The organism is Streptomyces sp. McG3 (assembly GCF_018619185.1).
In the GTDB taxonomy this organism is placed as follows: Bacteria; Actinomycetota; Actinomycetes; order Streptomycetales; family Streptomycetaceae; genus Streptomyces.
Map to the genome: position 1 here is coordinate 25,347 of NZ_JAAXYC010000021.1, position 25,239 is coordinate 50,585.

Below are 25,239 nucleotides of genomic sequence, written 5' to 3' on the forward strand. Positions count from 1 at the left end.
GCAGGCATAGTAGGGGCGCGGTACGGCAGCGGGGGCCGACGGTGCGCGTGGGACCCTGTTCGATCACTGGGGAGAAGGGTCAGCGGACACATGGCATCACGGCGGGATGAGCTCAACGCCTATACCTTTGCGAAGCGGAGGTTGATCGCACAGTTCCTGCAACCCAACCCCACAGGTTCCGAGGAAGGCGCCCCCAAACCGCTGCGCGCGGTACTGCCCGGGGCCATCGTCGCCGTAGTGGTTCTCGCCGGTTTCGGCGCCTGGGGCATGTTCAAGCCGGTGGCCCCCCAGAAGTGGGACGCCGCCAAGGAACACGTCATCATCGCCAGCAAATCCACCACCCGCTACGTGGTGCTGGAGACCGACGGCAAGAAGCAGTTGCACCCCGTCCTGAACATGGCCTCGGCCAAGCTCCTGCTCGCCCCGGACAAGGGCACCGTCGTCAACGTCAACGAGTCGGTCCTGGACAGCGGCAAGATTCCGCACGGTGCGACGCTCGGTATCCCGTACGCCCCCGATCGGCTGCCCGACGCCAAGGCAGCGGGCGCGGCCAAGCGCTGGGCGGTCTGCGAGCGGCCCGGCGAGGGCGGCAGGGCCATCCAGAAGGCGACCTTCATCTTCGCCGAGCGCGAGGAGAAGAAGACCGAGGGCAAGAACGCCCTCGGGGGCGGTGAGCTGATGTACATCGAGGGACCAGGACCGGACCGGACCCGCTACATCGTGGACGCCGCCGGCAAGGCCTACCCCGTCCAGAAGGACGAACTGCTCCTGCGCACCCTGGTCGGCCAGGACGCCAAGCCCCAACGGGTCTCGGCCGCCTGGCTGGCCACGCTCCACACCGGAGCGCCGATCACCTTCCCGACCGTGGACGGCACCCCCGGGTCCCCCGCGGGCGCCCCCGGCACGCTCGACGAGCGGACGAACCGGGTCGGCATGGTCCTGACCGCCACGGCGGGAACCAGGACCCAGAGTTACGTCGTCCTGCCGGGCAGGGTCGCCCCCGTCTCGGACTTCACCGCCAAGCTCCTGCTCAGCAGCCGGCAGCTGGTGAACCTCAAGCAGGCGGGCAACGCCAAGCCGGTCAGCGCCGCCGAACTCGAACCGGGTGCCCCCTTCAACCAGAAGAGGGACTGGCCGGTCAGCAAGCCCGAACCCGTCAACTCCCCGGACGTCAAGAAGGGCAGCCGAAACACCGTGTGCAACGTACTGCGCGGCGTCGACGCGGACAGTGGCGTCACCACGCTGAGCACCTGGGTGGGTACGGGCTTCCCCGCGACGCTCCCCACCGGCTCCAGCAGCGCCTACGTCACGCCGGGATCGGGTGAGTTCTTCCGCCAGTTCAAGGGCTCCACGACCAGCGCCGGCTTCCTGTTCCTGGTCACCGACACCGGCCTGCGCTACGCGATGCAGTCCAACAGCGACAGTGGCCAGGGCGACTCCGGCATCGGCGAATCCGGCTCGAAGAAGGAGCGGGAGACCCAGCAGGAGGAGGCACAGCAGGCGCAGAACCGGCTGGGCTACAAGGACGTCGACCCCAACCCCGTACCGGCGGTCTGGTCCGCCCTCCTGCCGACCGGCCCCCGGCTCTCCACCGGCGCGGCCAGCCAGCCGCAGGGTTCGTGAGCGGGGCACGGACATGGCGACCCACGACCACGACCACCACCACGGCCCGGCCCGCCGCCTGCTCACCGCCACGGCGGCTGCGGCTGTCCTCGTCGTCACCCTGCCGGTACTCCCGGCGGCCGCGGACGACTCGACCCAGTGCACGTTCCCCTCGAAGAACTACCCGGGCCGGCCCTGGGCGTTGCAACGCGTCCTCTTGGACGAGGTGTGGAAGCAGTCCACCGGCAAGGGTGTACGCGTAGCCGTCATCGACACCGGAGTCGACGTCAGGAACAAACAGCTCAAGCCCGCCGTCGACACCGGGGCGGGCCGCAACTTCCTGCCGAAGGGCCTCAAGAACGACGACGGAACGAAGATCGAACGCGGCAAGGAGAACGGCACCACGGACACCGTGGGGCACGGCACCAAAGTCGCCGGCATCATCGCCGCGCGCGAGATGAAGGGCACGGGCTTCAGCGGCCTGGCCCCCGACGCGACGATCATCCCGATCCAGCAGAACGACGCCGAGGGCCACGGAACGGCCGACAGCCTCGCCCGAGCGATCCAATACGCCGCCAACGAGGCGGACGCGGACATCATCAACATCTCCCAGGACACCGCGGACGCCGTGAAGCCGTCCGCGGCACTGCGGCAGGCCGTGGACAACGCCCTCGCCCGGGACGTCGTGGTCGTCGCCTCCGCCGGCAACGACGGGCTCGGCGGCAACGTCAAGGAGACCTACCCGGCGTCCTTCAAGGGTGTCCTCGCCGTCGCCTCCTCGGACCGGAACAACGAACGGGCGGCCTTCTCGCAGTCCGGCGACTTCGTCGGCATCGCCGCCCCCGGCGTGGACATGGTTTCCACGGTGCCCGGCGGCGGACACTGCGCCGACAACGGAACCAGCTTCTCCGCCCCGTACGTCGCCGGAGTCGCCGCCCTCATCAAGGCGAAGCACACCGACTGGACGCGGGAGCAGATCGTCGCGCAGATGCAGCAGACGGCGGAACGCTCGGTGGCGGGCCACGACATCCTGGTCGGCTGGGGTGTGGTCGACCCGGTACGCGCCCTCACCGAGGACGACAAGCCGATCGACCGCCCGGTGGCGAGCGAAGGGGTGAGCAAGGGCAAAGCCCCCACCCCCGCCGAACTCCACCTGGGCGAAACGGCCGACGAGCGGAACGCGCGCCTGGCGACGTACGTCATGGTCGGCGGCGGCGTCCTGGTGGCGGCCATCGCGGGTACGGCCGTGGCGGTACGGGACAACCGGAGACGCGCGGGGCGCCTGGCGGGCGAGGCATAACGACGGGAACGGTGAAGAACAGTGAAGAGTAGGTCATGAGACAAGTCACGTGACTCTCAAGTCGATTGGCGCTGTCGTACGCAGTGACTAGAGTTGTCGGGATGAGATCGGATCGGACCGCGTCAGTGCGATAGCAACGCGGGACGAACCGAGCAAACGGGGATGCGGAACGGGGAGGACGGCATTGTGACCGATCCAGGTGGCGGTGGCGGTACGGGTGACATCAGGCGCGGAGTGGGTGCGCTGGAGAAGTTCAAGAGTCGTGTCGACGCCCTGCTGGCGGACTTCGAGGGCTCGGCGGCCAGCAAGACGAAAGTCGCCGACCAGAAGGTCTCGCGGGCCTCACTGAGCGGCCCGAACGCACGCTTCGCCGAGGCGGACGGCCTCTACACCCAGTACAACCGGGTCCATTCTTCCCTCGTCTCGCTCTCCAAGTCCCTCGGCGACCAGATCGAGTACCTGAGCCTGGGCGTGCACGCGGCGGCCGTCGGCTTCGACAACGTCGAGGACGACATCAGGCGGCGGTTCTACGCGATTCAGACGCGGATGGACGCGGAGCGCGAGAAGCACGCGAAGTCCGAGCAGGACAACAACGACAAGCAGTCGGACTCCGGGTGGGCAGCGGAATGAGCGACGAGAAGCAGCAGGACCTGACGCCTGCCGAGCAGTCGAAGCAGGACGAGGGACGGGTCCAGACCCAGATCGTCGTCACGGACATGACCGAGACGGCCGGCCGGGTCATGGAGTCCTTCGGCTTCGGCAACCCCCGCACCGGGGGCCGTACCTCCTTCGAGGGACACCAGCTCAACGCCCTCATCGACATGGTGGAGAACACCAACCCGGAGCACCTGGAGAGCGCGGGCGAGGCCCTCTGGAAGGCCAGGGACGCCATCCGGCGCGCGGCGAAGGAACTGAAGGACCACCTCAAGGGGGTCGACTGGCAGGGCGAGTCCGGCACGGCCTTCCGAGCCTTCGGAACGGGCCTGGTCGCCCACGCCGAGAAACTGGGCGACTTCGCGGACTCGGCCGGCACCCAGATCACGGTCGCGGGCACCGGCCTGGCGTCGGTGAAGAGCGCCATGCCGCCGCGCGACCGCCGGATGATCCAGACGGACGTGAAGGACATCCTGTTCCCGGCCCGGACGGAGACCAACCCGCAGTACGCGGCCGCGCTTGAGGTGGAGAAGAACCGCCAGGAAGCCATCAACCAGATCAACCGGTTGGCGTCGTACTACTCGGTCTCCGAGGAGGTACTGGCGGGGCAGGAGCCGCCACGGTTCGGGAAGAACCTTGATATCGACATGCCGAGGCCGTACCAGGGCCCCATCGAAGGGCCCTCGTCCCGGACTCCCAGCGACGGCTCCGAGGCCCTCGGCAGCAGTACCGCCCCAGTGTCTTCAGGCCGCTCCGTAGCGGGGGACTCTGCTTCAGTAGCCGCAGCCAACCGGGTACAGACTGAGGTTCCCAGCTCCGTGCCCTTGCCGGACAGGGGAACGGCTACGGAAATCAACAGCGTCGCGCCTCCCAAGGCTCCGCTGACGGTGACCAGTACGCCTCCGCTGCCGTCGCCCACGCCCACGACGGGTCCGACAGGGATGCCGCCGACTGCAGTGCCGCCCCCCTTCATGAACACCATGCAGGGAAACCCGTCGCGTACGGCAGGGCCTCCAACGCAACGGATGGTGAACCAGACCGGCCTGGGCGCGGGCAAGGCGCAGCCCACAGGGGGAGGCCCCGTGGCCAAGGGACCTGGTGGCGGGCCTCCGGTCGGACGCCCCAGCCCCATGGGGGGTGGAGGAACGTCCACAGGCCGCGCGCCGGTCGGCCCGCAGTCGCCGATCACCGGCCGTTCCACTCCTTCGAGCGGACGGTCGATCACCGGCCAGGGGGGGACGTCCACAGTGGGCGGACCTCGTGCGGGAGGTAGAACCGGCATCGTCGGAGGAACTCCCCAGAACGCGCAACAGGGCAGAGCTTCTGCCGGAGCCTCCGGCCAGCGGGGAGTGATCGGAGGGCGCGGGGCAGCAGCTGCCACCTCCCGGCCCGGTGGTCGCCCCGCTCAGACTTCGGGCGCGAACGGAGTCGTGGGTGCTCCCCGCAAGGCTGCCGGCGCCGGCTCGAACGCCAAGGGGTTCACATCTGGCGGGGCAGGGCTCGTACGTGGTCCTGCCGGTCGGCAGAAACCCGGCCGGGAGGACGATGACAACGGTTCGACCCGTCCCGACTACCTGACGGAAGACGAAGAGACGTGGAATGCCGGGCGGCGCGGGGCCGTGCCGCCGGTGGTCGAGTAGCAGCCCCAGGGAAGGTACGGAAGTCGGGATGACAGCAGGAATGGGCCGAGCTCAGAGGCGCGTGCGTGTGCTCGGCGCGCTGGCCGTGGCCGCTTCGTGGAGCGTGGTCTTCGTGGCTGCGGCGCAGCCTGCCGCCGCCGACACACAGGCGAAGCAGTGGTATCTCAGCGCGATGCAGGCTGAGGACATGTGGAAGGTCACGACCGGGGAAGGCATCAAAGTCGCTGTCATCGACACGGGTGTGAACCCGTCCACGCCGTCGCTCCAGGGACAAGTTCTCAAGGGTGTCGACGTAACCGGAGCACCGGGCGACGAAACCGACGACTACCACGGTCACGGCACGACGATGGCTGAGCTGATCGCCGGGACAGGTAAGGAAGGCGGCCTGAAGGGGCTTGCCCCGGGATCCAAGATCATCCCTGTGCGCATGAGTGACGGCGAATTCATGAAGAAGAACTCCACCATCTTCAGTGACACTGCGAAAGCTATCCGAGCTGCGGCCGAAACTGATGCGCATATCATCAGCATGTCTTTCGGTAGTTCCCGCTATCTGGATTCGAATCGTGAAGCGGTCAAGTATGCCGAAAGCAAAGGGAAGTTGTTCCTTGCCTCCGTCGGAAACGAGGGGCATGAGTCGAACAAGCGAGTTTATCCGGCCTCGTACCCCGAGGTAGTAGGTGTTGCCTCGGCGGATCGCAAGGGGAAAGTCTCCTACTATTCGCAGCACTCGGGTTCGGTAGATGTCGCGTCACCCGGGAGCGACGTTCCCGGGTGGTGCGACAGTTCCTTCAAGAGTTACTGCGACGGCGACGGCGGAACCAGTGCGGCGGCCGCCATCGCCTCCGCCTCCGCCGCCCTCGTCTGGTCCCTCCACCCCGACTGGACCGCCAACCAGGTGCTCAACGTCCTCTTCGACACGGCCGGCCGTGATTGGAAGAAGGGCGAGACCAGCAAGTACCTCGGTCACGGTCTGATCCGCCCTTCGATGAACGTCCTCAAGGGCAAGGGCGACCCCGGCGACCCGGACATCAGCCCGCTCACCAAGGAGAGGACGACCGGCCCCGCCGACTCGTCCGAGAAGCCCGCCGGCTCCGCCTCGCCGCAGCCCGCCAAGAACGGCACGGAGGGCGACAAGCCCGTGGCGGCGGAAGAGACCAAGTCCTCGGGGGACGAGAGCCAGTTGGGCCTGATCCTCGGAGTGGCCGCAGTTGTGGTCGTGCTCGGAGGAGTGGCCTACGCCGTGGTCCGCAGGCGTAAGGCCGCTTGACCGCACGTTCCGCATGTACCGGCCGGCGACCCATGCCGGCCTTGCAGAACCAACCGAAAGGGAAAGAGAACCATGGCAGATCAGAAGGTCTCAGATGCCGCGCTTCTGAAGCTGGAGGGTGACCTCAGCATCAAGTTCGACTCGGTGAAGGGGCAGCTCCGGCAGCTCCACGCGACGATCGACAACCTCGAAGGCAAGTGGAAGGGCATCGGCGCCAACCACTTCAACCAGAAGCAGACCGAGATCAACAACCGCATGGTCAGCCTGGCCAAGCAGCTGGTCCGCTTCCAGGAGTCCATCAAGGCCGCCCGTACCATCTCGGGCGACAACGAGGACGAGATCCGCCAGGCCCTCGCGGGTGTGGACGTGGTTGACGGCCACAACACCAGCGCGAAGGAACAGTCGTCCAGCCTGAACAGCTTCTGACCCCTATTCCGTAACTCGAAAGCAGCGGAGGACCGCATGGGAAACAACGACGGTACGACGGTCGTCACTTACGCGAGCCTTGATCTCGCGGCCGGTGAGATCAAGAAGCAGGCCAAGCAGCTCGACATGGACCTCAAGGAGATCCAGGCCATGATCTCGAAGGTCTCGGAAGTGTGGGAGGGAGAGGCCAAGCAGGCCTACACCGCCGCGCAGGAAAGGTGGAGGACGGACGCCGACGCCATCCGCGGCAACCTCGACGAGATCGCCAGGAAGGTCAGCGAGGCGTCGCCCATCTACCGCAGCGGTGACAAGCGGGCGGCAGCGAACTTCTGACGAAGTTCGACCACTGCGCCAAAGGCACCACAAACGCAGCACTGCACTGCACATCAGGGTGGACACGCGCGGGAGGTGTCCACCCTGAGCCGTGTCCCGACGTGACCCGACGCCTTCAAGAACCAGGACCCTCGCCCGGGGTTACCACTCAGCCGAGTGTGGTGCGCGAGTCCTTCGCCTGGAGCACGAGAGAACTCCACCGGACCTCGTCGCGGCCGTGGAGATCGGAACGCTCGCTGCTCAGGAGTGGCTGCAAGCCGTGTGCGGCCCCCAGCTCGACTGTCTCCGCAGCGGACACGTCGAACATGTGACGGCCATCGGGCACGGGCCCGTGCCGGAGGTTGACGAAGAACCGGCCGTCAGGCATCAGCAGGGCGGCGATCCTGGCCATCGCCCGTCCGCGTTCCTCGGCGTCCAGGTGCATCCACACCGCGGTGGCGAAGACCGCGTCGAACCGGCCCGGGCACTGGTGAAGCACAAGGGTGGGGAGAGCGTCGTCGACCCACTCGATCGCGCTGCCCGCATGGATTCGCTGTCCATGTCCCCGCAGCTCCGCCGTCGGCTCGACAGCCACGACGCTGTGCCCCAGCGCCGCCAACGCGGCAGCATCGCGTCCTGTGCCCGCGCCGATGTCGAGGATCCGGGCAGGCTCGGCGGGTACCAGGCTCACCACGGCACGGTGGACTTCGCCGAAGGTGACTTCCTCGTACTGGACCGCCAGCACGTCCGCCGCCCGCGCATACCCGGCGGTTCCCCTGGCCCGGCCGGCGTTGTCTTCGGCGCAGTCTCCGGCGTTTTCTCCGACGGCGCCCCATCGATCACTCATGGACCGAACCGTAACTCGCCGCGCGTTACGCCCCGGCGAATCGGCGTCGACGCCGCCGGGGCAGGGGACGACCCTCGTCGTCGCCCCGCCCCGCCCGTCTCCAGGCCCGCCGCTACCCCTCCATCAGCCCCGTCTGCACCAGCGGGTTCCCCCGGCGCCGGGTGACGAAGATGCCTCGGCCCGTGGGCATCGGGCGCGGTCGGACATTGCCGAGGATGTCGCCCTCGTTCGGATCGCCCGACAGAATCACGCCCTGTGCGCCCAGCTCGATCATGCGCTGGAGGAAAGGTTCGTACAGGGCCCGGCTGGCCCCCGCCGTGTTGCGGGCGATGATGAAGCGGACGCCCACGTCGCGGGCGAACGGCAGCAGATCCGTGATCGCGGACAGCGGGTTGCCGCTCGACGTGGAGACCAGGTCGAAGTCGTCGATGACGACGTACACCGTGGGGCCCTGCCACCAGCTCTGGTCGCGCAGCTCCTGCGCCGTGACGTCGGCGGACGGTGTGCGGCGCTTCATCAGATCGTGCAGCGCCGCCATGTGATGTTCCATGTTGTTGGACATCGGGATGTACTCCGCCAGGTGCGACCGCGGGGTCACATCGAGCAGCGAACGCCGGTTGTCGATGACGAAGAGCTTGCAGGAATCGCCGTCGTACCGCTCGGTCAGCTGCTTGATGAGCAGCCGCAACAGGTTGGACTTCCCGGACTCGCTCTCGCCGAACGCCAGGAAGAACGGGTCCTGATCGAAGTTCAGGAACACCGGCTCCAGGTTGTTCTCGTCGATACCGAAAGCGACGCCCCGCTCCGGTACCGCGTAGCCGGCCGGAAGCTCGCTCGCCGGCAGCGCGCGCGGCAGCAGACGCACCGCCGGGGCGGGCGCGGCCGTCCAGTGCCGGGCGACCTCCTGGTTCATCGCCGCGGTGGCCTCCGAGAGGTCGCTGTCCGAGTTGATGCCGTCGATCCGCGGCACCGCCGCCATGAAGTGCAGCTTCTCCGGGGTCAGGCCGCGGCCCGGCACCCCGGCGGGCACGTTGGCCGCCACCTTCCGGTCCAGTTCGGAGTCCATCACATCGCCGAGCCGCAGCTCCAGGCGGTTCATGAGGTGGTCCTTCAGACTGGCCCGCACCTCCATGGAACGCGACGCCGTGACGATCAGGTGGATCCCGTAACCCAGCCCGCGGGCCGCGATGTCCGTGGCCGCCGTCTCCAGCGCCTCGTAGTCCGTCCGGAAGCTGCCCCACCCGTCGATGACCAGGAACACGTCACCCCACGGCTGGTCCGTCACCGAGATGTCACCGCGCGCCCGCAGCCTGCGGAACGTGGCGATGGAGTCGATCCCGGCACTGCGGAAGTACTCCTCGCGCCGCGCCATGATGCCGTACACCTCGGCGACCGTACGGCGTACCCGCTCCGGGTCGAGGCGGGACGCGACGCCGCCGACGTGCGGCAGACCCGCGATCGAGGACAGACCGCCACCACCGAAGTCGAGGCCGTAGAACTGGACCTCCTCCGGCGTGTGGGTGAGCGCGAAGCCGGCGATGAGCGTCCGCAGCAGCGTCGACTTCCCCGACTGCGGCCCTCCGGTGATCTGCATATGGCCGGCGGCGCCGGAGAAGTCCCGGTAGAGAGTGTCGCGCCGCTGCTCGAACGGCTTGTCGATGACGCCCAGGGGCACGACCAGCCGGCCGGCTCCCTCGAAGCCGGGCTGCGTCAGCCCCCGGCCCTGCACCGGGGAGAGCCCCGGCAGCAGCTCGTCCAACGACGGCGGATTGTCCAGCGGCGGCAGCCACACCTGGTGGGCGGAGGCCCCGCGGCCCTCCAGACGGCGCACGATCACATCGAGCACCGTGTCGGCCAGCGCGTCGTCCTGCGCCGGGCGCTGATCCGGTACGCCTCCGGGCTCCGCCGCCGGCTGGACGTACCGCACCGGAACCGGAGCGGCCGTGAACGGAACCGGCCTGCGGTCCACCGGAAGCGGCCCACCCGGCGCGGCGGCCCGGTGCGCGCCCGAGCGGTACACCCCGGAGACGTACGCGGCCTTGAACCGGACCATCTCCTCCGTACCGAACTTGAGCAGCCCGGAACCGGGCACGTTGGGCAGGTGGTACGCGTCGGGCACACCGATCGCGGCCCGGGACTCGGCCGCCGAGAACGTCCGCAGACCCACCCGGTACGACAGGTACGTCTCCAGCCCGCGCAGCCGACCCTCCTCCAGACGCTGTGAGGCCAGCAGGAGATGCACACCCAGCGAACGGCCGATACGGCCGATCTGGACGAACATCTCGATGAAGTCGGGTTTGGCGGTGAGGAGTTCGCTGAACTCGTCGATGACCAGGACGAGCGAGGGGATCGGCTGCAGCGGCGCACCGGCCGCACGCGCCTTCTCGTAGTCGTGGATGTTGGCGTAGTTGCCCGCGTCGCGCAGCATCTCCTGCCGGCGGTTGAGTTCACCGCTGATGGAGTCACCCATACGGTCGACCAGCGTCAGGTCGTCCGCGAGGTTGGTGATCACGGCCGCGACGTGGGGCATCTGCGCCATACCGGCGAAGGTCGCGCCGCCCTTGAAGTCGGCGAGAACGAAGTTGAGCGTCTCCGAGGTGTGGGTCACGGCGAGACCGAGCACCAGCGTGCGCAGCAGCTCGGACTTGCCGGAACCGGTGGCGCCGACGCACAGACCATGCGGACCCATGCCCTCCTGGGCCGCCTCCTTGAGGTCCAGCATCACGGGCGCGCCGTCCTCGCCCACACCGATCGGCACCCGCAGCCGCTCCGCCTGCGATCGCGGCCGCCAGGTCCGGCTGACCTCGATCGAGGCGGCGTCCCCCAGGTTCAGCAGATCGGTGAACTCCAGGTTGGCCAGAAGGGGTTCGTCGTCGTCCCCGCCGGTGGCCATGTGCAGCGGGGCCAGCTGGCGGGCGAGCGCCTCGGCGGCCTCGTAGCTCAGCAGGTCCGGCACCCCGTCGTAGACGAGCCCCTGGCCCGACTCCAGCTGCAACGACTTCGGCTGCACCACGATGGAGAGGCCCCCGCGGGACCCGGTGACCTCACCCGGCACCACTTCGATGACCGTCACACCCTGGAGGCCCTCCGCCGAGGCGAGCACCGACATGGGGGGCACCGACTCGCCGTCCAGGACCACTACGACGTGCGGCTGCTCCATGAGTGGCTGACCGCCCGGCTGGAAGCGGGGCCTGCCCTCCAGGCGTCCGGCCAGCAGCTCCTCCAGGGCCAGGGCGTTGGTGGTGATGAGGCGGCGGCTCCCGGCTCCGTCCACGGGCCCGGAGGTCTGGGCGTGCGGGAGCCACTTCGCCCACTCCCACTGCGGCGCGGCCTCCGCGCCGGTCGCGACCGCGATCACCAGGTCCTGGGGGGAGTGGAGAGAGGCCAGCCCGCCGACCACGGCCCGCGCCGCGGAGCGCGCGGAATCCGCGTGGCCGCTGATCGTGAGGTGGTAGAACGCCCGCAACGAGACGGCCATGGGCAGACCGTCCAGCGTGGAGTGCGTCGCCAGGAACTGCTGCATCGCCCCGGCGGCCAGCGGCTCCAGCTCGTCCACGGGCGCCGTCTCGGGCGCGATGAGCGGCGTGGCCAGCTCCTGACTGCCCAGCCCGATGCGCACCTGCGCGAAGTCCGGGTCACCGGCACGCCGCTCCCACACCCGGCTGCCCTCGGCGACGAGCGCCCACAACTGCTCGGGAGAGGGGTGGAGGTAGAACTGCGCGTCCCGCTGCTTGCGGGCCGTCTTCAGCACTGTGCGCCGGGTCTGCGTCAGGTACTTCAGGTAGTCGCGGCGCATGTCCGCCAGCTCGCCCTGAGTGCCGCGTCGGTACCGCACGAGCATCGCGATGGCCATGGCCAGCGTCGAGGCGATCATGATCATGCCCATGATGCGCATGATCGGGTTCGGCGTCATGAAGAAGAAGACGACGGAACCACCCATGCCCAGCATCGGCAGGAGCTGCATCAGCGCCCCCTCCTGCTGGCCCCGGGGGAGTTCCGGCGGAGGTTGCAACTGCACCTGCTCGACCGGCACTTCGGTGGGCAGGGCCCGCGGCGGGCGCTTGACGACGATCTGGCTCACAGCTCACCAATTCCCTTGCCGGACGGAAGTGTTCCTATCGGCGCCCCCGTGGCGACGGGCTCCATCCGCGGGAAGGATCCTACTGGCGTAGCGGCGGTCCCATGGCGGTAGGGTGTCGCGACGCGTGTACGCATCCGCTAACTGTCGCGAGAAGACGGTCATTAGGGACGAGCGGTGCGATCCGTGGTCCCGGCGGTGTGTTTCCGGCAGAAGCGGACGCGGCCCGGCGGAAGCGGGGCGGCGGCGGAAGCGGAATAGCCGGCCGGCGGGAGCCGCGGCGACGGCGGTGCGAACCAGCTGTGGCAGAACGACTGCGGCAGAACAACTGCAGTGGAACAGCATCAGCAGAAACAGAACAGCAGCAGAAACAGAACAGCAGCAGGACAGAACAGCAGCAGAACAGAACAGCAGCAGGACGAACAGCAGTAGAAGCGCGGAACAAGCGAGTCAAGCCAGTAGTAGGGGGAGCAACAGGTGACCATGACGGCCCAAGCGGCAGCCACCGGATCCGGTCGGCAGAGTCACGGGACCCCGTACGGCAGCGGCACCGGATTCTGCCGGGTCACGGTCGTCGCGCCCGACGGCCGTGTCGACGTGGCCCTGCCCGAGGACATCCCGGTAGCCGATCTGTATCCCGAGATCCTCCGGCTGTCCGGACAGAGCCCCGCTGCCGGCGCACCCGTCGGCTACCACCTGGTGCGCCGCGACGGCACCGTCCTGGACAGCGCCCGTACGCTCGCCGGCCACCGCATTCTCGACGGCGAGCTGCTGTCGATGAGGCCCTTCTCCGAATCACTGCCCCCCGCCGTCTTCGACGACGTGTCGGACGCGGTCGCCACCGCCGTGGCCAAGGACCGCACGCTCTGGGGCGACGCCCTCATGCGCGGAGCCGGCCTCTTCGGCGGCTCCGTCCTGCTGGCGCTGCTCGGCTTCGTGCTGTGGACGGCCGACCCGCGCCACGACATGAACGGCCTGCCCGGAATCCTGGCGGCCGTCGTCGCCCTGCTCCTGCTCGCCTTCGCCTGTGTGCGTGCGCGGGTGTACGACGACCGTGCCTCGTCGATCGCGCTCGGCACCGGGGCCCTGGTGAACGCCGCGGTGGCCGGCTCCGGTCTGCTGCCCCTGAGCGCCGGTCAGGGCATCGGACGGCTGCAGTTCCTGCTCGCCTGTGCGGCGGTCCTGGTCGTGGCGGTCATTCTGATGATCGTCGCGCCCGGCGGGGACGGGCCGTTCGTCGCCTTCGTCTTCGCGAGCGCCGTCGGCCTCCTGGTCACCTTCATCGCGATCCTGAGCGACATGAGGCCGATCGAGGCCGCCGCCGTGTGCTCCCCGCTCGCCGTGGGGGCCCTCGCCTTCCTGCCGGGACTCTCCACCCGCTTCGCCCGGCTGCCCATCGGATTCGAGCCGCCCCGCACCACGGTCGGCGACTACGGGACCTCCGAGCCCGCGTCCACGGGCCCGGTGGACGGCGTACGCCTCGCCGCCCAGGCGCGGCGCGGCCATGAGCTGCTCCTCGGCCTGGTCGGCGGTTGCGCCCTGGTCGCCGTGGCGGCCGCCGCGGTGCTGGGGTTCTCCAACAACGTCTGGGGCCAGCTGCTCGCCCTGGCCACCGGGGTCGCCATGCAGATGCGCGCCCACCTGTTCCGCTACACGGCGCAGGTCGGCTGCGCGCTCGCCGCGGGCCTCGGCTCCCTCGTCCTGCTGGGCCTGGGGCTGTCCCTCAACCCGCCGGTCGCCATGGTGCGCGACGCGCTGGGGGGCGACAGCGCCGCACTCGACATCCGTACGGTGTGGCTCGCCGCCACGGTCGCCGGCGTCGCCGTCCTGATCACCGCCATCGGCCTGATCGTGCCGCGCAAGGGGGTGACCCCGTTCTGGGGACGCTTCCTGGAGATCGCCGAAACGGTCGTCCTGCTGACCCTGCTCCCGCTCTGCCTCGCGGTCTTCGACGTGTACCACTCGATCCGCGCCCTCACCAGCTGATCATCAAAAGGCACCGAAGGGCTCCGACTGATCACCGAGGTGGCACCGGCTGATCAGCGACGGGCACTGGTTGACCAGTGGTGGGCACCGGCTGACCAGCGGTGGCCACTGTCCGATCGGCGGCGGGGCGTGACCCGAATGGCTGCTACTCTGGCCAGTGGCCGTTTGTGTACGCGTCCTCGGATCATCCTGGGGGCTGCGCTCATCGGACCTTCGCCTCCGAGTCACGGAAGCTCCCCTGAGATCAAGACCAGGGGCACTCGTGGGCGCTTCGAACATCAAGAGGAGTACGCGTGCCGCTCGACGCCGCTACGAAGAAGCAGATCATGTCCGAGTTCGCCCAGAAGGAGGGTGACACCGGATCCCCCGAGGTCCAGGTCGCCATGCTCTCCCGCCGGATCTCGGACCTGACGGAGCACCTCAAGACGCACAAGCACGACCACCACTCCCGTCGTGGTCTGCTGATCCTGGTCGGCCAGCGTCGCCGCCTCCTGCAGTACCTGGCCAAGAAGGACATCCAGCGCTTCCGTGCGCTCGTCGACCGCCTCGGCATCCGCCGTGGCGCGGCCGGCGGCGCCAAGTAAGGACGCTGTGGAAAGGGAGCGGTTCCCGCGTTTGAGGGGACCGCTCCCTTTGCCGTACGTGCACGACCGGTGTCAAGCTCAGTAACCTGGGTGCAGTGACACCCGCTCGCCCGGGAACGCGTCAGCGGGAACGGGCGAGTGAGAACGCAGGAACCCGAGAACGAGGGAGAGGCGCGACGACGCCGCCGCCGGTCCTCGGTAGTGGCCCCCGGGAACATGCCCGGGAGCTTCGATCGAAGACCGGCCCGCATCCACGGTGCGCCTCTCCCGCACCGTCCCCCGCCACACGGGCGTGAGGACGAAAGACGACGAGTATGGAGAAATCACTAGTGGAGAACGAGACCCACTACGCCGAGGCCGTTATCGACAACGGAACCTTCGGCACCCGCACCATCCGCTTCGAGACGGGCCGCCTGGCCAAGCAGGCCGCAGGCTCCGCCGTCGCGTACCTGGACGACGACACCATGGTGCTGTCGGCCACCACCGCTTCCAAGCGGCCCAAGGACAACCTCGACTTCTTCCCCCTCACGGTGGACGTCGAGGAGCGGCAGTACGCGGCCGGCAAGATCCCCGGCTCCTTCTTCCGCCGTGAGGGCCGGCCCTCCGAGGACGCGATCCTCACCTGCCGCCTGATCGACCGGCCGCTGCGCCCCTCCTTCAAGAAGGGCCTGCGCAACGAGATCCAGATCGTCGAGACGATCATGGCGCTCAACCCCGACCACCTGTACGACGTGGTCGCGATCAACGCCGCCTCCTGCTCCACCATCCTGGCGGGCCTGCCCTTCTCCGGCCCGATCGGCGCCACCCGCGTCGCCCTGATCAAGGGCCAGTGGGTCGCGTTCCCGACGCACACCGAGCTCGAGGACGCCGTCTTCGACATGGTCGTCGCCGGTCGCGTCCTGGAGGACGGCGACGTCGCGATCATGATGGTCGAGGCCGAGGCCACCGAGAAGACCATCCAGCTCGTCAAGGACGGCGCCGAGGCTCCCACCGAGGAGATCGTCGCCGCCGGTCTGGACGCCGCGAAGCCCTTCATCAAGGCGCTCTGCAAGGCCCAGTCGGACCTGGCCTCCAAGGCCGCCAAGCCCGTCGGCGAGTTCCCGGTCTTCCTGGACTACCAGGACGACGTCTTCGAGGCGCTCTCCAAGGCCGTCACCTCCGAGCTGACGCAGGCGCTCACCATCGCCGGCAAGCAGGACCGCGAGGCCGAGCTGGACCGCGTCAAGGAGATCGCCGCCGAGAAGCTCCTCCCGGCCTTCGAGGGCCGCGAGAAGGAGATCTCCGCCGCGTACCGCTCGCTGACCAAGAAGCTGGTCCGCGAGCGCGTCATCAAGGACAAGGTCCGCATCGACGGCCGTGGCGTCACGGACATCCGTACGCTCGCCGCCGAGGTCGAGGCCATCCCGCGCGTGCACGGCTCGGCGCTGTTCGAGCGTGGCGAGACCCAGATCCTGGGCGTCACCACCCTCAACATGCTCCGTATGGAGCAGCAGCTGGACACCCTCTCCCCGGTGACCCGCAAGCGCTACATGCACAACTACAACTTCCCGCCGTACTCCGTCGGCGAGACCGGCCGCGTGGGCTCGCCCAAGCGCCGCGAGATCGGCCACGGAGCGCTCGCCGAGCGCGCCATCGTGCCGGTCCTCCCCTCGCGCGAGGAGTTCCCCTACGCGATCCGCCAGGTCTCCGAGGCGCTGGGCTCCAACGGCTCGACGTCCATGGGCTCGGTCTGCGCCTCCACCATGTCGCTGCTGAACGCCGGTGTGCCCCTCAAGGCCGCCGTCGCCGGTATCGCCATGGGCCTGATCTCGCAGGAGATCGACGGCAAGACCCACTACGTCGCCCTCACCGACATCCTCGGTGCGGAGGACGCCTTCGGTGACATGGACTTCAAGGTCGCCGGCACGAAGCAGTTCGTGACCGCGCTCCAGCTCGACACCAAGCTCGACGGCATCCCCGCCTCGGTCCTGGCCGCCGCGCTGAAGCAGGCCCGTGACGCGCGTCTGCACATCCTGGACGTCATGAACGAGGCCATCGACGTCCCGGACGAGATGTCCCCGAACGCCCCGCGGATCATCACCGTCAAGATCCCGGTGGACAAGATCGGTGAGGTCATCGGCCCCAAGGGCAAGATGATCAACCAGATCCAGGAGGACACCGGCGCCGACATCACGATCGAGGACGACGGCACCATCTATATCGGTGCCCAGCAGGGTTCGCAGGCCGAGGCCGCCCGCGCCACGATCAACGCGATCGCCAACCCGACCATGCCGGAGGTCGGCGAGCGCTACCTGGGTACGGTCGTCAAGACCACCACCTTCGGTGCGTTCGTCTCGCTCATGCCGGGCAAGGACGGTCTGCTGCACATCTCGCAGATCCGCAAGCTCGCCGGTGGCAAGCGCGTGGAGAACGTCGAGGACGTGCTCGCCGTCGGCGCCAAGGTCCAGGTCGAGATCGCCGAGATCGACTCCCGCGGCAAGCTCTCCCTGATCCCGGTCGTCGAGGGTGAAGAGGACGAGAAGAAGGACGACACCGACAAGTGACGTCCCGTAGTTCCGTGACGACGGCCCGCGCCTCCTCCGAGGCGCGGGCCGTCGCCCGTACCCAAACGCTTCTGAAGGGCAAGGACGGCATCGGTACCGTCCGCCGGACCGTCCTCCCCGGCGGTCTGCGGATCGTCACCGAGACCCTGCCCTCCGTCCGGTCCGCCACCTTCGGCATCTGGGCCAACGTCGGTTCCCGCGACGAGACGCCCACCCTGAACGGCGCGACCCACTACCTCGAACACCTCCTCTTCAAGGGCACCGCCAAGCGCACCGCCCTCGACATCTCCTCCGCGATCGACGCGGTCGGCGGCGAGATGAACGCCTTCACGGCGAAGGAGTACACCTGCTACTACGCGCGGGTCCTGGACACCGACCTGCCGCTGGCCATCGACGTCGTCTGCGACATGCTGACCGGCTCGCTGATCGCCCCCGAGGACGTCGACGCCGAGCGCGGCGTCATCCTCGAGGAGATCGCGATGACCGAGGACGACCCGGGCGACTGCGTGCACGACCTGTTCGCGCACACCATGCTCGGCGACACCCCCCTCGGGCGCCCCGTCCTCGGCACCGTCGACACGATCAACGCGCTCAACCGCGGTCAGATCGCCCGCTTCTACAAGAAGCACTACGACCCCACGCACCTCGTCGTCGCCGCCGCGGGCAACGTCGACCACGCCACGGTCGTACGCCAGGTCCGCAAGGCCTTCGAGCGCGCCGGAGCCCTCTCCCGCCACGACGCCGTCCCGATGGCGCCCCGCGAGGGCTCCCGCACCCTGCGCACCGCCGGCAAGGTCGAGCTGCTGAACCGCAGGACGGAGCAGGCCCACGTGGTGCTCGGCATGCCCGGCCTCGCCCGCACCGACGACCGCCGCTGGGCCCTCGGCGTCCTCAACACCGCCCTCGGCGGTGGCATGAGCTCCCGCCTCTTCCAGGAGGTCCGGGAGAAGCGCGGCCTGGCCTACAGCGTGTACTCGTACACCTCGGGCTTCGCCGACTGCGGCCTCTTCGGCGTGTACGCGGGCTGCCGCCCGAGCCAGGTCCACGACGTCCTGAAGATCTGCCGCGACGAGCTGGACCGGGTCGCCACGCACGGCCTGGACGACGACGAGGTCGCCCGCGCCATCGGGCAGCTCTCCGGGTCCACCGTCCTCGGCCTGGAGGACACCGGCGCGCTGATGAACCGTATCGGCAAGAGCGAGCTGTGCTGGGGCGAGCAGATGTCCGTCGACGACATGCTCGCGCGCATCGCGGAGGTCACTCCCGACGACGTACGGGAGGTGGCGGGCGAGCTCCTCACCCAACGCCCCTCGCTCTCGGTCATCGGCCCGCTCAAGGACAAGCAGGCGGACCGCCTCCACGAAGCGGTCTCCTAATCCCTTAAGGAATCAAGATGAGCAAGCTGCGCGTAGCCGTTCTCGGTGCGAAGGGCCGCATCGGCTCGGAGGCCGTACGGGCGATCGAGGCCGCCGACGACCTGGAGCTGGTGGCGGCGCTGGGCCGGGGCGACCAGCTGGAGACCCTGGCCGACACCGGCGCCCAGGCCGTCGTCGAGCTCACCACCCCCGCGTCGGTGATGGGCAACCTCGACTTCTGCGTCCGGCACGGCATCCACGCCGTCGTCGGTACCACGGGCTGGACCGACGAACGGCTCGCGCAGCTGAACACCTTGCTGGACGACTCCCCGGGGACGGGCGTCCTGATCGCCCCGAACTTCTCCATCGGCGCCGTCCTGACGATGAAGTTCGCGGAGCAGGCCGCCCGCTACTTCGAGTCCGTCGAGGTCGTCGAACTGCATCACCCCAACAAGGTCGACGCCCCCTCCGGCACCGCCACCCGCACCGCCCAGCTCATCGCGGCGGCCCGGGCCAAGGCGGGCAGCGCACCCCAGCCGGACGCCACCGCCACCGCCCTGGACGGCGCGCGCGGCGCGGACGTCGACGGCGTCCCGGTCCACGCGATCCGGCTCCGCGGCCTGCTGGCCCACCAGGAAGTGCTCCTCGGCGGCGAGGGCGAGACCCTCACCATCCGCCACGACTCCCTCCACCACAGCAGTTTCATGCCGGGCATCCTGCTCGGTGTCCGCCGCGTGGTGACCACTCCCGGCCTCACGTTCGGCCTGGAACACTTCCTCGACCTGAACTGACTGAGCCCCTCATGCGCGCAAAGATCACCTACATCGTCACGGCCGCCGTCCTGGTCTTCTACTTCGTCCTGGTCGGCAGCCGCGGCCTGATGCTCATCCGGCACGGCACGCTGGTCACGGTCACGTTCGGCGTCGCCGTGCTGATCCTGCCGGTGATCGGCGTCTGGTTCCTCTGGAAGAACACCCAGTTCGTCCGCCGCGCCAACGCCCTGGCAGCCGAGCTGGACGCGGAGGGCGGCCTGCCGGTCGACGACCTGGCCCGCACGCCGTCCGGCCGCATCGACCGGGACGCCGCCGACGCGGCCTTCACCAAGCGCCGCGAGGAGACCGAGGACGCCCCGGACGACTGGCGCACATGGTTCAGGCTGGCCGTCGCCTACCAGGACGCGAGGGACACCCCGAGAGCCCGCAAGGCCATGCAGAGGGCGATCGCCCTGCACCGATCCAGCCCGGCGACGTCTTCGGCCCCGCCCGAAGAGTCCGCGCCCTCCGGCGCGTCCGACGCCCCCGCACCACCGGACCCGGCCGTACCGTCCAGCCCGTCCGGCGCTTGAGGACACCCATCAAGCCTGTACGCGGATGAGCCCGGGACCCACGTGGGTCCCGGGCTCATCCGCGTACAGGCGACGGCAGGCAGGGGCTCACCCCTGCCGGTACTCGTCCGCCCAGGCCTCCACCGCGTCCGTGGCCCGCTCGAACGCCTCCTCGCGCCCGAGGAAGTCCGCGTTGTGGTCGGTGGTCAGTGGCGGCAGCGTCTCACCGCTCTGCCGGACCACGACGAGCGCCTGGCCCTGGACCGTACGGGGAAGACCCATCCACTTCACGGGCTGCTGGACCGTGCGAACCGCGGACGTGCCGCTCCAGGCCACCGTGGTGGTCCGGAAGAACGCGACGCGCCGCACTCCGTGGCGGCTGACCCAAGCTCCGACCCGCAGCAGTCGCAGGGCGGCGGCGATCAGCGCACCGGCCAGGGCCAGACACACGGTGGCGCCCGAAGGCGCTCCGGCCACACCGATGATCATGGCCGCGAGCAGAACGAACGAGGCCAGCAACAACAGGGTGGCCGCCGCCGCGACCCGCCACGGGCCGGGGCGGTAGGGCCGCCGCCAGCTGTCGTGGTCGTCGAACGGCAGCGCGACGTCCTCCGCGCTCGCGTCGAATGCGCGGTCGGCCGTCAGAAAGGGCAGGGGCACGACTCATCCTCACTCACAAGCACGCTCGATTGCTGTGCCCGGTGAGGCTACCGAGAGTGCCACCGGCCCGACCACCCCAGGGGGTCCGTACGAGTCAGCGGCCCTGAGACGCCTCGGACTGCTTGCCGTGCGCGGGGGACTGTTCGGAGTCGAGAGCGGGGATCCCCAGCAGCAGCGAGCCCACGAGACCGGCGACCACGGTGAGCCCGACGAGGGACCGCCCCAGAAGTTCGGGAACGGTGGCGCGGGTCGAGGGAGGGGGAGTGACATTACTGCGGAATCGGTCGGACTCGGCGACGAACGAGAACGGGACGGCTTCACGCCGGCGGAACATGAGGAAACTCTCCTTGATCTCAGTGACGGGTGCTGCTAATGAGTCAGACGTACGAGAGACCGGATCGGTGCCCGAATCGCCGTACTTGTTGGGGGAACTCCACGAACGGCTGCCCCGAGGTCGGCGCGGGCACGCGTACCGGTGGCCCGTAAAGTGGTCGCCGCCAGAGCGACACCATTGGAAGGACCCCTGTCGGTGACCGACACTCCCGAACCCGCCAAGCCCCACTTCCGCAGCGACGTCACCGTCGAGCTGGTGAAGAGCGACGCGCGCGACGCGGACGTGCTGTTCGCCGCCCGGGTCTCCACCGCCGGCGAGCAGTCGCTCGAAGAGGTCACCAAGGACCCCGAGCGCTCCAAGGGGCTCATCAACTACCTCATGCGGGACCGGCACGGCAGCCCGTTCGAGCACAACTCGATGACGTTCTTCATCAGCGCCCCGATCTTCGTCTTCCGCGAGTTCATGCGGCACCGCGTCGGCTGGTCGTACAACGAGGAATCGGGCCGCTACAGGGAGCTGGACCCGGTCTTCTACGTCCCCGGAACCTCCCGCAAGCTGGTCCAGCAGGGCCGGCCCGGCAAGTACGAGTTCGTCGAGGGCACCGAGGAGCAGTACGACCTGACGACCCGCGCCATGGAGGAGTCCTACCGGGCCTCCTACGCGGCGTACCAGGAGATGCTGGCCGCAGGCGTGGCCCGCGAGGTGGCCCGTGCGGTCCTGCCGGTCGGCCTCTTCTCCACGATGTACGCCACCTGCAACGCGCGCTCCCTGATGCACTTCCTCGGCCTGCGCACCCAGCACGAGCTGGCGAAGGTTCCGTCCTTCCCGCAGCGCGAGATCGAGATGGTCGGCGAGCAGATGGAAGCCCACTGGGAGCAGCTCATGCCGCTCACTCATGCGGCCTTCAACAAAAATGGACGGGTAGCCCCGTAGGCGGTGTCCGTATTGCGGCGTTTCGAGAAGTTCATCTAGGCTGATCAAACGGACCCGGCACTGCTTGAACCCCCGAGCAGGCAGTGCCGGGCTCCTCTTCCCCATCCCCCCGAGGGGACCCCGCGCGCTGAGCAGCGAGTAGCGTGTTACCCATGGCTCCGATCTCCACTCCGCAGACCCCCTTCGGGCGGGTCCTCACCGCTATGGTCACGCCGTTCACGGCGGACGGCGCTCTCGACCTCGACGGCGCCCAGCGGCTCGCCGCCCACCTGGTGGACGCAGGCAATGACGGCCTGATCATCAACGGCACCACCGGTGAGTCCCCGACCACCAGTGACACGGAGAAGGACCAGCTCGTACGAGCGGTGCTCGAAGCGGTCGGCGACCGAGCGCATGTCGTCGCCGGCATCGGCACGAACGACACGCGGCACAGCGTCGAACTCGCCCGAACGGCCGAGCGCACCGGCGCCCACGGGCTGCTCGCCGTGACGCCCTACTACAACAAGCCGCCGCAGGAGGGCTTGCTCCGGCACTTCACGGCCATCGCCGACTCCACCGGCCTGCCCGTGATGCTCTACGACATCCCCGGCCGCAGCGGGGTGCCGATCGACACGGAGACCCTCGTCAGGCTGGCCGACCACCCGCGGATCGTCGCGAACAAGGACGCCAAGGGCGACCTGGGCCGCGCCAGCTGGGCCATCGCCGAATCGGGACTCGCCTGGTACTCCGGCGACGACATGCTCAACCTGCCGCTCCTCTCGGTCGGCGCGGTCGGCTTCGTCTCCGTGGTCGGCCACATGGTCACCCCCGAGCTGCGGGCCCTGATCGACGCGTACGTGAGCGGCGACGTCCAGAAGGCCACCGAGATCCACCAGAAGCTGCTCCCGGTCTTCACCGGGATGTTCCGCACCCAGGGCGTCATCACCACGAAGGCCGCCCTGACCCTCCAGGGACTCCCGGCCGGACCGCTGCGCCTGCCGCTGGTGGAGCTCAGCGCCCAGGAGACGGCCCAGCTCAAGATCGATCTCGCCGCCGGCGGGGTACAGCTCTAGGCACCGACTTCTTTGAACACAGACTTCACAACTGAATACGCGAGGCGACTCGCATCGAGCACCACCCCAAGACAACAGCAAGTGCACGAATGACATGCGCGCCACGTGCCTCAGCGGTACGTGGCGTGCGTGGTAAGGAGAGTCTTTTGAGTCATCCGCATCCTGAACTCGGTACCCCGCCGAAGCTCCCGAAGGGCGCCCTGCGGGTCACCCCGCTCGGCGGCCTGGGCGAGATCGGCCGCAACATGACGGTCTTCGAGTACGGCGGCCGCCTGCTCATCGTCGACTGCGGCGTCCTCTTCCCCGAGGAGGAACAGCCGGGCATCGACCTGATCCTTCCGGACTTCACCACGATCCGGGACCGCCTGGACGACATCGAGGGCATCGTCCTCACGCACGGCCACGAGGACCACATCGGTGGTGTCCCGTACCTGCTGCGCCTGAAGCCGGACATCCCTCTCATCGGCTCGAAGCTGACCCTCGCGCTCATCGAGGCGAAGCTCCAGGAGCACCGGATCCGCCCGTACACCCTTGAGGTCACCGAGGGCCAGCGCGAGCGCATCGGCGTCTTCGACTGCGAGTTCATCGCGGTCAACCACTCCATCCCGGACGCTCTCGCCGTCGCCATCCGCACCCCCGCGGGCATGGCCGTGGCCACCGGTGACTTCAAGATGGACCAGCTTCCGCTGGACGGCCGTCTCACCGACCTGCACGCGTTCGCCCGGCTGAGCGAGGAGGGCATCGACCTCCTCCTCTCCGACTCCACGAACGCCGAGGTCCCCGGCTTCGTGCCACCGGAGCGGGACATCTCCAACGTCCTGCGCACGGTCTTCGCGAACGCCCAGAAGCGCATCATCGTGGCGAGCTTCGCCAGCCATGTGCACCGCATCCAGCAGATCCTGGACGCCGCACACGAATACGGCCGCAGGGTCGCCTTCGTCGGTCGCTCGATGGTCCGCAACATGGGCATCGCCCGCGACCTGGGCTACCTGAAGGTTCCCGCCGGACTGGTCGTCGACGTCAAGACCCTCGACGACCTCCCGGACGACGAGGTCGTGCTGGTCTGCACGGGCTCGCAGGGTGAGCCGATGGCCGCCCTGTCCCGGATGGCCAACCGCGACCACCAGATCCGGATCGTCCCGGGCGACACGGTGATCCTCGCGTCGTCCCTGATCCCGGGCAACGAGAACGCGGTCTACCGCGTGATCAACGGCCTGACCCGCTGGGGCGCCAACGTCGTCCACAAGGGCAACGCCAAGGTCCACGTCTCGGGCCACGCCTCGGCCGGCGAGCTGCTGTACTTCTACAACATCTGCAAGCCGAAGAACCTGATGCCGGTCCACGGCGAATGGCGCCACCTGCGCGCCAACGCCGAACTGGGCGCCCTCACCGGCGTGCCGAAGGACCACATCGTGATCGCCGAGGACGGCGTGGTCGTCGACCTGATCGACGGCAAGGCGAAGATCGTCGGCAAGGTCCAGGCCGGTTACGTCTACGTCGACGGCCTCTCCGTCGGAGACGTCACCGAGACCTCCCTCAAGGACCGCCGCATCCTCGGTGACGAGGGCATCATCTCGGTGTTCATCGTGGTCGACAGCTCCTCCGGCAAGATCGTGGGCGGCCCCCACATCCAGGCCCGGGGCTCCGGCATCGACGACAGCGCCTTCGTGGCCGTCAACCCGAAGATCCAGGAAGCCCTGGACAAGTCGGCGCAGGACGGCGTGATGGAGCCCCACCAGCTCCAGCAGATGGTCCGCCGGACGGTCGGCAAGTGGGTGTCCGACACCTACCGCCGGCGCCCGATGATCCTTCCGGTCGTCGTGGAGGTCTGACCCCTCACGACCGCCTGACCTGGAGCGGGGCCCCCGATTTGCATCGGGGAGCCCCGCTCCAGTACGTTTAGGTCTCCGCCTGAACGGGAAGCACCGCGCGCATTCGTGCGCCTGGAGAACCCCTGACGGGGCGGGAATTCCGACTCAGAATCTCTGATAAAGTCGGATCCGCCGAAAGGCAAGGCCACTCCGCAGGCCATCAGATATCGAATTCGGGCCGGAAACGGAACGAAAGAGAGTCTGGTAAAGTCGGACTCGCCGGAAAGGGAAAACGCGAAAGCGAAGGACCTGGAAAGCGAGATGCGAGACCCGCTTCGACCGGGAATCGGACACGAAAGAGTCTGATAGAGTCGGAAACGCAGGACAGCAGGACAAAGCAGTAAACGAAGGGAAGCGCCCGGAGGGCCCCGGTGATACGGGACCGAAGGAAGCGTCCGTTCCTTGAGAACTCAACAGCGTGCCAAAAGTCAACGCCAGATATGTTGATACCCCGGCCTGCTTCGGCAGGTT

Annotated in this window: 20 protein-coding genes; 16 read left to right on the forward strand and 4 right to left on the reverse strand. The window is 68.6% G+C overall.

From position 1 onward, the window contains the following. The first annotated feature begins 90 nt into the window (after positions 1-90). From eccB to HET64_RS05920, 7 genes are all read left to right on the forward strand, one after another. Positions 91-1,623, forward strand: coding sequence for a type VII secretion protein EccB (gene eccB / locus HET64_RS05890; RefSeq protein WP_215102986.1), 1,533 nt, complete (start codon positions 91-93; stop codon positions 1,621-1,623). Positions 1,624-1,636: 13 nt separating this feature from the next. Beyond that, the gene (mycP, locus tag HET64_RS05895) at positions 1,637-2,902 is read left to right on the forward strand and encodes a type VII secretion-associated serine protease mycosin (protein ID WP_215102987.1); all 1,266 of its coding nucleotides are present in this window, start codon (positions 1,637-1,639) and stop codon (positions 2,900-2,902) included. Between the two features lie 162 nt (positions 2,903-3,064). Continuing rightward, positions 3,065-3,532, forward strand: a complete 468-nt coding sequence (locus HET64_RS05900; protein ID WP_215102988.1) for a hypothetical protein — start codon at positions 3,065-3,067, stop codon at positions 3,530-3,532. Then, positions 3,529-5,196: a WXG100 family type VII secretion target gene (locus HET64_RS05905; protein WP_215102989.1), complete on the forward strand. Its 1,668-nt coding sequence runs from the start codon at positions 3,529-3,531 to the stop codon at positions 5,194-5,196. Before HET64_RS05900 ends, HET64_RS05905 begins: the two co-directional genes overlap by 4 nt. A gap of 28 nt (positions 5,197-5,224) precedes the next feature. Then, positions 5,225-6,463: a S8 family serine peptidase gene (locus tag HET64_RS05910; RefSeq protein WP_215102990.1), complete on the forward strand. Its 1,239-nt coding sequence runs from the start codon at positions 5,225-5,227 to the stop codon at positions 6,461-6,463. 72 nt (positions 6,464-6,535) lie between these two features. Beyond that, entirely contained in the window at positions 6,536-6,889 is a 354-nt protein-coding gene (locus HET64_RS05915; protein WP_215102991.1) for a WXG100 family type VII secretion target, read from the forward strand. 36 nt (positions 6,890-6,925) lie between these two features. Continuing rightward, positions 6,926-7,222, forward strand: a complete 297-nt coding sequence (locus tag HET64_RS05920) for a WXG100 family type VII secretion target (RefSeq protein WP_215102992.1) — start codon at positions 6,926-6,928, stop codon at positions 7,220-7,222. 148 nt (positions 7,223-7,370) lie between these two features. Here HET64_RS05920 and HET64_RS05925 read toward each other — a convergent pair whose 3' ends face one another. Further along, a complete protein-coding gene (locus HET64_RS05925; RefSeq protein ID WP_215102993.1) occupies positions 7,371-8,048 on the reverse strand; it encodes a bifunctional 2-polyprenyl-6-hydroxyphenol methylase/3-demethylubiquinol 3-O-methyltransferase UbiG in 678 nt (225 codons plus the stop codon). A gap of 112 nt (positions 8,049-8,160) precedes the next feature. After that, positions 8,161-12,129 carry a type VII secretion protein EccCa gene (eccCa, locus tag HET64_RS05930; protein WP_215102994.1) on the reverse strand — a complete coding sequence of 1,323 codons (3,969 nt, stop codon included), beginning with the start codon at positions 12,127-12,129 and terminating at the stop codon, positions 8,161-8,163. A gap of 480 nt (positions 12,130-12,609) precedes the next feature. Between eccCa and eccD the strand changes: the two genes are divergently transcribed. The 6 genes from eccD to HET64_RS05960 all read left to right on the forward strand — a co-directional run bounded on the left by eccD (position 12,610) and on the right by HET64_RS05960 (position 19,939). Then, on the forward strand, positions 12,610-14,112 hold the full coding sequence (eccD, locus tag HET64_RS05935; RefSeq protein WP_215102995.1) for a type VII secretion integral membrane protein EccD: 1,503 nt from the start codon (positions 12,610-12,612) through the stop codon (positions 14,110-14,112). Between the two features lie 293 nt (positions 14,113-14,405). After that, complete coding sequence (rpsO, locus tag HET64_RS05940; RefSeq protein WP_003965855.1) at positions 14,406-14,696, forward strand: 30S ribosomal protein S15; 291 nt, start codon at positions 14,406-14,408, stop codon at positions 14,694-14,696. A 329-nt stretch (positions 14,697-15,025) separates the two neighbouring features. Then, a complete protein-coding gene (locus HET64_RS05945) occupies positions 15,026-17,239 on the forward strand; it encodes a polyribonucleotide nucleotidyltransferase (RefSeq protein WP_007453253.1) in 2,214 nt (737 codons plus the stop codon). Continuing rightward, the gene (locus HET64_RS05950) at positions 17,236-18,615 is read left to right on the forward strand and encodes a pitrilysin family protein (RefSeq protein ID WP_215102996.1); all 1,380 of its coding nucleotides are present in this window, start codon (positions 17,236-17,238) and stop codon (positions 18,613-18,615) included. The genes HET64_RS05945 and HET64_RS05950 overlap by 4 nt, the downstream gene beginning before the upstream one ends. Before the next feature lie 17 nt (positions 18,616-18,632). After that, positions 18,633-19,385 carry a 4-hydroxy-tetrahydrodipicolinate reductase gene (dapB, locus tag HET64_RS05955; RefSeq protein ID WP_215102997.1) on the forward strand — a complete coding sequence of 251 codons (753 nt, stop codon included), beginning with the start codon at positions 18,633-18,635 and terminating at the stop codon, positions 19,383-19,385. A gap of 11 nt (positions 19,386-19,396) precedes the next feature. After that, positions 19,397-19,939, forward strand: coding sequence for a tetratricopeptide repeat protein (locus HET64_RS05960; protein WP_215102998.1), 543 nt, complete (start codon positions 19,397-19,399; stop codon positions 19,937-19,939). A gap of 87 nt (positions 19,940-20,026) precedes the next feature. On the opposite strand, the gene HET64_RS05965 is transcribed toward HET64_RS05960, so the two are convergent. Together HET64_RS05965 and HET64_RS05970 are read right to left on the reverse strand one after the other, a co-directional pair. Beyond that, positions 20,027-20,578: a hypothetical protein gene (locus HET64_RS05965; protein WP_215102999.1), complete on the reverse strand. Its 552-nt coding sequence runs from the start codon at positions 20,576-20,578 to the stop codon at positions 20,027-20,029. Between the two features lie 94 nt (positions 20,579-20,672). Continuing rightward, entirely contained in the window at positions 20,673-20,912 is a 240-nt protein-coding gene (locus HET64_RS05970; RefSeq protein ID WP_215103000.1) for a hypothetical protein, read from the reverse strand. A gap of 195 nt (positions 20,913-21,107) precedes the next feature. Between HET64_RS05970 and thyX the strand changes: the two genes are divergently transcribed. From thyX to HET64_RS05985, 3 genes are all read left to right on the forward strand, one after another. Next, positions 21,108-21,845 carry an FAD-dependent thymidylate synthase gene (gene thyX / locus HET64_RS05975; RefSeq protein ID WP_215103001.1) on the forward strand — a complete coding sequence of 246 codons (738 nt, stop codon included), beginning with the start codon at positions 21,108-21,110 and terminating at the stop codon, positions 21,843-21,845. A 152-nt stretch (positions 21,846-21,997) separates the two neighbouring features. Beyond that, positions 21,998-22,897, forward strand: a complete 900-nt coding sequence (gene dapA, locus HET64_RS05980; protein ID WP_215103002.1) for a 4-hydroxy-tetrahydrodipicolinate synthase — start codon at positions 21,998-22,000, stop codon at positions 22,895-22,897. A gap of 146 nt (positions 22,898-23,043) precedes the next feature. Next, the gene (locus HET64_RS05985) at positions 23,044-24,729 is read left to right on the forward strand and encodes a ribonuclease J (protein WP_215103003.1); all 1,686 of its coding nucleotides are present in this window, start codon (positions 23,044-23,046) and stop codon (positions 24,727-24,729) included. The last annotated feature ends 510 nt before the right edge of the window (positions 24,730-25,239 follow it).

Coding starts and splice junctions, on each gene's coding strand:
- eccB (WP_215102986.1), top strand. CDS start 91: ATGGCATCACGGCGGGATGAGCTCAACGCCTATACCTTTGCGAAGCGG.
- mycP (WP_215102987.1), top strand. CDS start 1,637: ATGGCGACCCACGACCACGACCACCACCACGGCCCGGCCCGCCGCCTG.
- HET64_RS05900 (WP_215102988.1), top strand. CDS start 3,065: ATGCGGAACGGGGAGGACGGCATTGTGACCGATCCAGGTGGCGGTGGC.
- HET64_RS05905 (WP_215102989.1), top strand. CDS start 3,529: ATGAGCGACGAGAAGCAGCAGGACCTGACGCCTGCCGAGCAGTCGAAG.
- HET64_RS05910 (WP_215102990.1), top strand. CDS start 5,225: ATGACAGCAGGAATGGGCCGAGCTCAGAGGCGCGTGCGTGTGCTCGGC.
- HET64_RS05915 (WP_215102991.1), top strand. CDS start 6,536: ATGGCAGATCAGAAGGTCTCAGATGCCGCGCTTCTGAAGCTGGAGGGT.
- HET64_RS05920 (WP_215102992.1), top strand. CDS start 6,926: ATGGGAAACAACGACGGTACGACGGTCGTCACTTACGCGAGCCTTGAT.
- HET64_RS05925 (WP_215102993.1), bottom strand. CDS start 8,048: ATGAGTGATCGATGGGGCGCCGTCGGAGAAAACGCCGGAGACTGCGCC.
- eccD (WP_215102995.1), top strand. CDS start 12,610: ATGACGGCCCAAGCGGCAGCCACCGGATCCGGTCGGCAGAGTCACGGG.
- dapB (WP_215102997.1), top strand. CDS start 18,633: ATGAGCAAGCTGCGCGTAGCCGTTCTCGGTGCGAAGGGCCGCATCGGC.
- HET64_RS05960 (WP_215102998.1), top strand. CDS start 19,397: ATGCGCGCAAAGATCACCTACATCGTCACGGCCGCCGTCCTGGTCTTC.
- HET64_RS05970 (WP_215103000.1), bottom strand. CDS start 20,912: ATGTTCCGCCGGCGTGAAGCCGTCCCGTTCTCGTTCGTCGCCGAGTCC.
- dapA (WP_215103002.1), top strand. CDS start 21,998: ATGGCTCCGATCTCCACTCCGCAGACCCCCTTCGGGCGGGTCCTCACC.